Source organism: Pseudomonas sp. A25(2017), from assembly GCF_002001065.1.
Taxonomy (GTDB): Bacteria; Pseudomonadota; Gammaproteobacteria; order Pseudomonadales; family Pseudomonadaceae; genus Aquipseudomonas; species Aquipseudomonas kilonensis.
Window position 1 is genome coordinate 70,479 of the sequence record NZ_MUOA01000059.1, and the last position, 7,534, is coordinate 78,012.

4 protein-coding genes and 2 rRNA genes are annotated in these 7,534 nt (G+C 61.1%); all 6 read right to left on the reverse strand.

Going from position 1 to position 7,534, the window contains the following annotated elements:
* Position 1: 1 nt before the first annotated feature.
* Positions 2-1,999: a poly-beta-1,6-N-acetyl-D-glucosamine N-deacetylase PgaB gene (gene pgaB / locus B0E42_RS12490; RefSeq protein ID WP_077506513.1), complete on the reverse strand. Its 1,998-nt coding sequence runs from the start codon at positions 1,997-1,999 to the stop codon at positions 2-4.
* A 12-nt stretch (positions 2,000-2,011) separates the two neighbouring features.
* Positions 2,012-4,492 (reverse strand): poly-beta-1,6 N-acetyl-D-glucosamine export porin PgaA, encoded by a 2,481-nt coding sequence (pgaA, locus tag B0E42_RS12495; RefSeq protein ID WP_077506514.1) that lies wholly within the window; start codon positions 4,490-4,492, stop codon positions 2,012-2,014.
* A 246-nt stretch (positions 4,493-4,738) separates the two neighbouring features.
* Entirely contained in the window at positions 4,739-6,244 is a 1,506-nt protein-coding gene (locus B0E42_RS12500; RefSeq protein WP_050585395.1) for a YdgA family protein, read from the reverse strand.
* A 157-nt stretch (positions 6,245-6,401) separates the two neighbouring features.
* Positions 6,402-7,037, reverse strand: coding sequence for a hypothetical protein (locus tag B0E42_RS12505; protein ID WP_018606580.1), 636 nt, complete (start codon positions 7,035-7,037; stop codon positions 6,402-6,404).
* Between the two features lie 174 nt (positions 7,038-7,211).
* Positions 7,212-7,327: ribosomal RNA gene (rrf, locus tag B0E42_RS12510) — 5S ribosomal RNA — on the reverse strand.
* Positions 7,328-7,434: 107 nt separating this feature from the next.
* Positions 7,435-7,534: ribosomal RNA gene (gene rrf, locus B0E42_RS12515) — 5S ribosomal RNA — on the reverse strand; the annotation flags it as partial.

A 7,534-nucleotide genomic window follows, 5' to 3' on the forward strand; every position in this document is an offset into this window, starting at 1 on the left:
GTCAAGGATTCCACTTGTTGGAGAGCGCCGGCCGCACGGTTTTCACAGCGGGCTGGTCTTCGATGAAGTTGTCCGGGTAGTAACCGAAACTGGTCACGCCTTTGCGCTTGAGACGCCCCATCCAGTCGGCCAATTGTTTGCCGCCGATGTCGCTGACCGGCTTGCTGTTCCAGTCCCGGGCCTGCAATTCGAACACCGTGCGCTTGAGCGCGCCGGGGCGGGCCTTGACGGTGTCCACCAGGCGATCGAGCCAGGGGCCGGATTGCTGGAGGGTCTGGTTTTCCATCAACGGCATGGCCATCGGTGCCGTCCAGTCGTAGGCACCGAGGAAGTCATCGAGGTTCTGGGCGAACCAGGCTTCGCTTTCTGGATTGAGCATCGGTTCGGCAAAGATATTGCGCGCAGTCAGGATCTGCGGACCGCGAATCGCCCGGACCTTGGCGGTCAGCTCATGGGTGAAGTCGATCAGGTAGCGGCTCTTGAAGCGGGTCCAGCGTCGCATCGCCGCCGGATCGTCCCGCAGGGTGGCGATGGACGTCGGCAAACCGTGGGCGGCATAGACTTTCAGGGCCGCAGGGCTGGCATCCTCGAAGTCGGAGAACACCGCATCGTCATGGTACAGAACGCCATCCAACGAGCTCATCCGCGCCAGGTCCTGGTAGATCTCGCCGATGACTTTGCGCACGTTCGGGTCGAATGGCGACAGGCGCACGTATTGGTCAGGGGCGACGCCGGTCTTGCCGGTTTTCGGATCCCAGCGCTGTACCCGCGAAAGCTTCGCGTCCAGGGCGAAACTGAGCACCGGCATCCAGGCATAGACCTTGGCATTGGCCCGGGTGCGCAACTGCCATGCAACCCGGTCGAACAGGTCGGCACGTACCGGCAGGTGACGGTTGGGGAAGTACAACGAATGCACGAGGCCGTCGCCTTTCGGGTCGGCGAAGGCTTGCAGGAACACCGTATTGGCGCCCAGGTCGGAGATGCGCTGGACCAACTTGCCGACATTGACGTCCTGCTGCACCGGGTCCGGGTCGTAGACGTAATCCAGGTCGACATGCACCACGCGCATCGGGTCCATCGTCTGTACGGAGACGATGCTTTCGGCGAAACGGGCGCCATCCGGATCGGACGCCACCAGGAAGCGTGGGCCACTCATCAAGTTACCCAGGCTGTCGAGACCGTCTTCCAGGGTCAGGGCCATTTGATAACCCTCGCTGCCAATCACCTGCAACGCCGTGCCGTCGGCTTCACCGTAAGGCCAGACCCAGACGCGCGGGCTGTAGCCGGTGACCTTGCGAATTTTCTCGGAAATGGCCGCCACGTCCTTGCGCAGGCGAGCCTGGAAATCGGCCTCGGCCTCATAACGACCGGTGACGGGGTCGTAGCGTCGGGTGGTCGCGGCGGGTTGCTGGTTGCCTTGCGGGTTGGCGAGGATGCCTTTGTGATTGGCGTCGGTGTGGGCGGCGATTTCCACCAGGCCCGATTTGGAAACCTCGCGAATCTGCTCCCAGGTCAGGAACTCGGAACGCTTGCGCGGTACCCCGGCGAAATCCACCGTTTGATTCAGCGGCGTGTCCACCCAACTGCCGACCGGGGCGAGGATCGCCGGCCAGTTATAGGCGCGCAGGATGGGCATGACGCGGGTGTAGAAGCTTGCGTAGCCATCGTCGAAACTCAGCAGCACCGCACGCGGCGGCAGTTCCGGGCCGCCATTGCGGGCCGTGATGATCTGATCCACTGTGACCGGCTGGTAGTTGTTTTCCCGCAGCCACGCCAGTTGCTCGATCAGGCGTTCGGTACGCACGGCCACCAGCGCCTGGTCCGGGTCACGGTCGTCGACATCGTGGTAGGCGATGCCGAGCACATGGTTCTTTGGCCATGGGGCGTCATTGGCCGCCAGCGGGCGCTGCGAGGGCGGCGTGAACGCCGGGGCTTGCTGGGCACAAGCGCTGATCAGCAAGGCCCCCAGCAGAAGGATGAATCGCGAAATAACAGGCATCTTCAAACTCTTCTAGAAGCGATAGGTGAGGTCGACAAGCAGGCGCAGATCGCTTTCGCGATCGCCGTCGTAGGGGCGGTTGAGCCAGCTCAGCGCGGCACCGGCCTCCAGCACGTCGTTCCAGATGAAACGCTGGCCGTAGCTGAGCAATCCCATGGCCGCAGTGTTGTAGTCGCGCTGGCTGTAGGTACCGGCACCGACCTGGAACTGCTGGCTCCACGTGGTTTCGTAGCGGCGGTACAACACGTGGTTGGCGCTCACGGTCGGCATGACGCTGAAATCCGATTTCGGATTGAAATAAGGCACTTCGTTGGAACCGCTATTACGGCTGGCACCCACTTCCAACCCCAGCTCCACTTGCACACGCGGTGTGCTGTAGATGCCTTCGCGACCGGTCAGTTGGGTTTCGAGGCGGTTGTTGCCATCGCTGAAATGGGACGGGCTGACAGCCAGTCGCCACTCGCGGCTTTCATTGGCCCGCCAGCGTACGAAACCGCTACCGCCGTTGGCGCGAATGCCGCTGTTGAGCGCTCGCAACGGGGTATTGGCCGAGAGGTAATCCAGGCTGCCGCCGTACTGCCAGTGGTCGTCGATGTCCCGCGCCACGGCCAGCCGCGCGCCCTGCTTGTCGCCGGAGCCATAGGAGTGATTGGAGACCTCCGCTTCCAGCGTCATGTCCCGGGTGCGACGCTCCACGCCCAGGCGCTGCCAGCGATGGTGGCCGGTGCCTTCCTCGAAATCACCGGTGGCGTAGCCGGCACCGCCGAACAGCCGCCAGTCTTCATCGATGGGCGGGCTGTAGAGCAGCGTCTCGATACCAAAGTCCCGACTGCCAGTGACGGCACCGGCATCACCGTTACCACCGCCATAGCTCTTGCCGGTGTAGGCCTCGATGCGCAGTTCGGCCATGTCGTGTACGTCGCGCTGGCGTTGCAGGCGTTTGACATGGGCGTTTTCCGGATAGCGGGCGACCACATCGTCGGTCAGTGCATCCATCTGCCGCCATTCCTGCAAATCCATGGCGGCGCGGGCCTGGGCGATTTCCAGGTCACGGTTGCGCGCGATCGTGGCCTCGACTTCCTTGAGGAGGTTTTCCGAACGGCGCGGCCAGTCACGGGCCTGGTACATATCGGCCTGGGCCAGGCGCATGCCGGTGTTGCCGGGGCCTTGGTTGACCAGGGTGTCCAGGCGCGCTTCGGCAGAAGGCAGGTCGGCGCCGTAAGTGCCAGCCTGGGCGGCGAGTTGCTGGGCATCCATCCATTCATCGTTGGGGTTGCCGATCGGCAGACCCTTGAGCTCGACGCGTGGAGGCTGGGCTTTCGCCATGTCTTCGGCCAGTGCGCGGGCCTCTGCGGATTTTTCACTTTCCAGCAGCGCGTAGTAGAGCGCGGTGCTGTCCTCGAAGCGCTCCGCAGGATCGGCATCCGGCGCGATCAGAACCCGGCGGTACAGCTCGACGGCGATTTCCGGCTCACGCTGCTCCAGATAGGAAGAAGCCACCCAACGCAGGGCATACGTGGGAATGCTCACGCCCTCGGCGATCAGCTTCTGGTATTCGGCAATCACTTCAGCCCGACGGGCGCGGGCATTGAGCGCGCCCATGCGATCGATGCGCCAACGGAGTACGTCGTCATGGGCCTCGGCCACCGGGGTCCAGGTGGCGAGCAGCTTGTCGTAGTCGGCCAGGGCGCGGTCGGCAATGACGAAGCGCTCCTGTTCACTGCGACTGGTCATGTCCGCCAGGCGCACCCGTTCGGCTGCTACGTCACCTTCCAGGCGGCGCTGCACACCACGTTCGATCAGCCCCGGCTGCAAACGCGCCAGGCGCAGCGCCGGCTCGGGCAGCCGCGCGCGTTGCAGGGCGTAGATGTATTCGCGTGCAATCTCTGGGCTGTTGCCCGCGCGGGTGAAGGCTTGGTCGTATTCGAACAGCGCTTCGTGGGGGTTGTTGGCGCGGGTCAGGGCATAACCCAGCGCCAGACGACGCATCGGGTCTGCCGGTTTGGCGGCGACCATGGCCTTGGCGCGGGTGACGGCTTCGTCGGGCTGACCGCCATCGGCCTGGGTCAAGGCCAGGCCGAGTTGCAGGTCGGGATTCTTTGGATCGATCACCAAGGCCTGGCGGTACAGCTCTTGCGCCGAATCCCAACGCTTGAGGTTTCGATAGGCGCGAGCCGTAGTGGTCAGCGCCTGGACAGGCAGCGCTCGATGGCGGCCCTGGGTCTCATAGACCGTCACCACCTCGGCGTCGAGGCCGGCCCAACTGGCGATCTGCAGGTGGTCGCTGATCTGCGCAGTGCTGGCCTGGCCAGCCGGCACCTGGCGCAACGCGGTCAGCGCAGGCGTGTAATGGCCTGCACGAGCGTCGAGCACCATTTGGTCATAGGCGGTATCGGCAAACGCCAGCATCGGCCAGCACAATTGGCTGCACAGCGCGACGCGAAACAACGGGCGCAAACCACGTTGAATAAAAGGACCCACAGTACGCGGCATTCGTCAGCATCCTTACATGGCCAGCCGGGTCGCAGTGCCCCCTTGCCCATCAAACAGGAAGCCGGATCAAAGGAATCCAGCCAAGCTCTAATGGGCCTAGTCTTGCACTCTCAGGCGGATCATCTTCAGGAACGCCACAATTCTTCAGAATCGGTACAGATTTCGGCGCTGGGCTGATCGATGGGCGTAAAAAAACCCGGCCCATGCATCATGCACGGGCCGGGTTCTGGATGTTGCTTGAACGGCTTACTGGATGGCGACGCCACCACCCAGCTTACTCATCACGAATGCCGTGAATTGCTCAACGGTCATCTTCTGGCCGTTGAAATCGACCTGATTGTTGGCGTAGTGCAGCTTGGTGACAACATCGTTGCCTTCAAGGGTCGCCAGTTGAGTACCGACTGCCATGGCGCTGAACATATCGCTGGTGGCAGTGGCCTGATCGGCGATCAGCTTGGCGTCCGTCTGGCCTTCCATCTGTGCCTGTACGGTCATCAGGTCCACCAGCATCGGCTTGGAGACCTTGAGATTGAAGTCCAGCAGGGCGAGCAACTGACGTCCCAATTCATCCGGTGGCAAATCCATGGACTGCGGCTTGGCCAGATCAACAATCAGGCTGGCCCGGCTTTCACCGTTGGCGGTGTTGAACGACAGGTTTTCCAGCGCCACTTGCGGGGCGCCGGCCAGGAGTTTCTCCAGGTCGGCCTTGACCTGCGTTTCTTCAGCTTCGGTCAGGCTCAGCTCTGGCGCCGGCTCACCGGTTGCTGCGGCCTCGGCAGCCGCTTTTTCGTAGGGTTGCAGCTTGGTCTGGTAAATCTGCATCAGCGACATGGTGGCCGGGATGTCCAGGTTCTTCAGGCTGACTGCCATCTGCGCCGAACCGATGGTCTTGTCGTTGAACGACAGCTCACCGATCTTGTAATCGGCACGCCCCGAAGCGCTGGTGCCGCTCTCGGTGCTGCTGTTCTTCATCTCGAAGTTCTTCAGGCCCAGCACCGACTTCGGCTCACCGAAGGTGGCCTTGGTGTTGCTCAGCAGCAGGGTGTTGTCACCCATGTAGTAACCGTAGGAGCTTTTGCTCAGGTTGCTGGCCAATGTCAGGCCGTTCAGCTCGACTTGCACCGGAGTCTGGTCTTCGGCGACGGTGGTCAACTTGAAGCTGTCCATGTAGCCGTCGGCCTTGATCTTCTGGCCTTGGGCACTGGCGGCCACGTCAAATTTCAGGCCGGAGAAGGTGAGCTGGGATTGCTCATCCAGCTTCGTTTCCAATGGCAGCAGCTCGTAGGTGCCGTTGATGGACTCGTCGTAGCCCAGGTTGACCACACCCTTGAGCGGGGACTGGTCCTTGGTCGCAGCGAACCACTTGTCAGTCAGTGGATTGCGCTCAAGAGCGGTGTGACTGGTGGCCATGACCGGCAGCCACTTGAGCGTAATCAAGCGCGAGAATGGCAGAGGACCGTGCTCGATCTGGTCGACGAAGAGCAGCTCAACCGGCTCGCCGCCGAATATCTCGCCCTCGCCTTTGAGACGGTAGTGGGCGGTGCTGCTGAACGTTCCACGGTCCATGGAAACCAGCTCCAGGGTGGCAGTGCTGTTGGAACCGGCCAAGGCTGTCTGCATTTGCTTATTGCTGTCGGCAATAGCGTTCGTCAAAACGCCTTCGAGTTTGGTCCCGGTGTACCAGGCGCCGCCCGCGCTGATAGCACCGACAGCCACAACGATTCCCAGAAGTACGCTTGCTGATTTATTCATGAGTGACCCGATCGATATCCATGGTTGAAGAAAGCCGTCGTCTTCCGTGACCCGCGAAGGGTGTGGCTCGACGCCGCAAAGAGGAGGGGAGATTACCATCAGGCACCCCTGCGGGCCCAATGTTTAAAGGGGTAAAAACGTTTTCTTGCGAGGTGGTCTACGAATATTGGACTTCGATCTCGTCGAGCTGATGGTCGAAAGTCTTGAGACGGGCCGTCCAGGTGTACACCAGCACTTCGAAATCGCGATTGATCACTGCCGCACCCGATGACTCAGTACGTGAGTCGCAGAAGTCCAGTTGATAGCGCTCACGGGCCATGGCGTTAGCCACATCGCACAACTCGCGGGCGTTGTTGAGCCAGTGCCAGCCCTCCTGAGTAACCTGCTTGTCCAGGGCAGCGCACTGGGTTTTCAGCGCTTCGAGGCTTTTTTCCAGCGGGGTACCGGTGAGCTCGCCCATGACTTCCTGGAATGTGCGACCAGGCTGCCAGTAACTGCCCCAGAAGTAACGATCAAACACCGTTTCAACGCGGCGCAGCGCCACCTTGGTGTCCCAAATCAGCACCAGAGTCTTGCCTTGTTCAAGGTGTTTTTTCTTGATGCGCTGGCCCTGAAGCGATGCCCAGGCCACGACTGCGATGGATATCACGCCAATCAACGCCGCCGCGCTATCGAGGAACAGCAGCGCCTTGTCGATCTGGTGAGTGAGCATGACGCCATAGAAATAAGTGGCCGAAAGCAGCAGCAATGCCGCGGTGGCGCACCAAAAGCCGGGAGCATAAGGGTTTTTCATTATTGGAATCCCCATGACCAGTGACGTCGCGGGCCCTTGGTCGCCAAGGCCCGACTCTCACAGCATAGCAACGGCATTGGGGGTTTGCCGGGGCATCATGGGCTTGATCCGATTACCGGCCCAAAACGACAAAACCCCTGGCTGCTGATGCAGACAGGGGTTCTGGGAATTCAATCTTGACGATGACCTACTCTCACATGGGGAAACCCCACACTACCATCGGCGATGCATCGTTTCACTGCTGAGTTCGGGATGGGATCAGGTGGTTCCAATGCTCTATGGTCGTCAAGAAATTCTGTGACCGACCCGTTCAACAGCAACGTGTCAGTAAAATCGATGATTTCTACTAAAAACAAAACCCCTACCTGCATCAGCAGATAGGGGTTTCGGAATTTAATCTTGACGATGACCTACTCTCACATGGGGAAACCCCACACTACCATCGGCGATGCATCGTTTCACTGCTGAGTTCGGGATGGGATCAGGTGGTTCCAAGG

Bases quoted from the DNA above. Each gene is read 5' to 3' on its own strand.
- pgaB (WP_077506513.1), bottom strand. From the start codon at position 1,999: ATGCCTGTTATTTCGCGATTCATCCTTCTGCTGGGGGCCTTGCTGATC.
- pgaA (WP_077506514.1), bottom strand. From the start codon at position 4,492: ATGCCGCGTACTGTGGGTCCTTTTATTCAACGTGGTTTGCGCCCGTTG.
- B0E42_RS12500 (WP_050585395.1), bottom strand. From the start codon at position 6,244: ATGAATAAATCAGCAAGCGTACTTCTGGGAATCGTTGTGGCTGTCGGT.
- B0E42_RS12505 (WP_018606580.1), bottom strand. From the start codon at position 7,037: ATGAAAAACCCTTATGCTCCCGGCTTTTGGTGCGCCACCGCGGCATTG.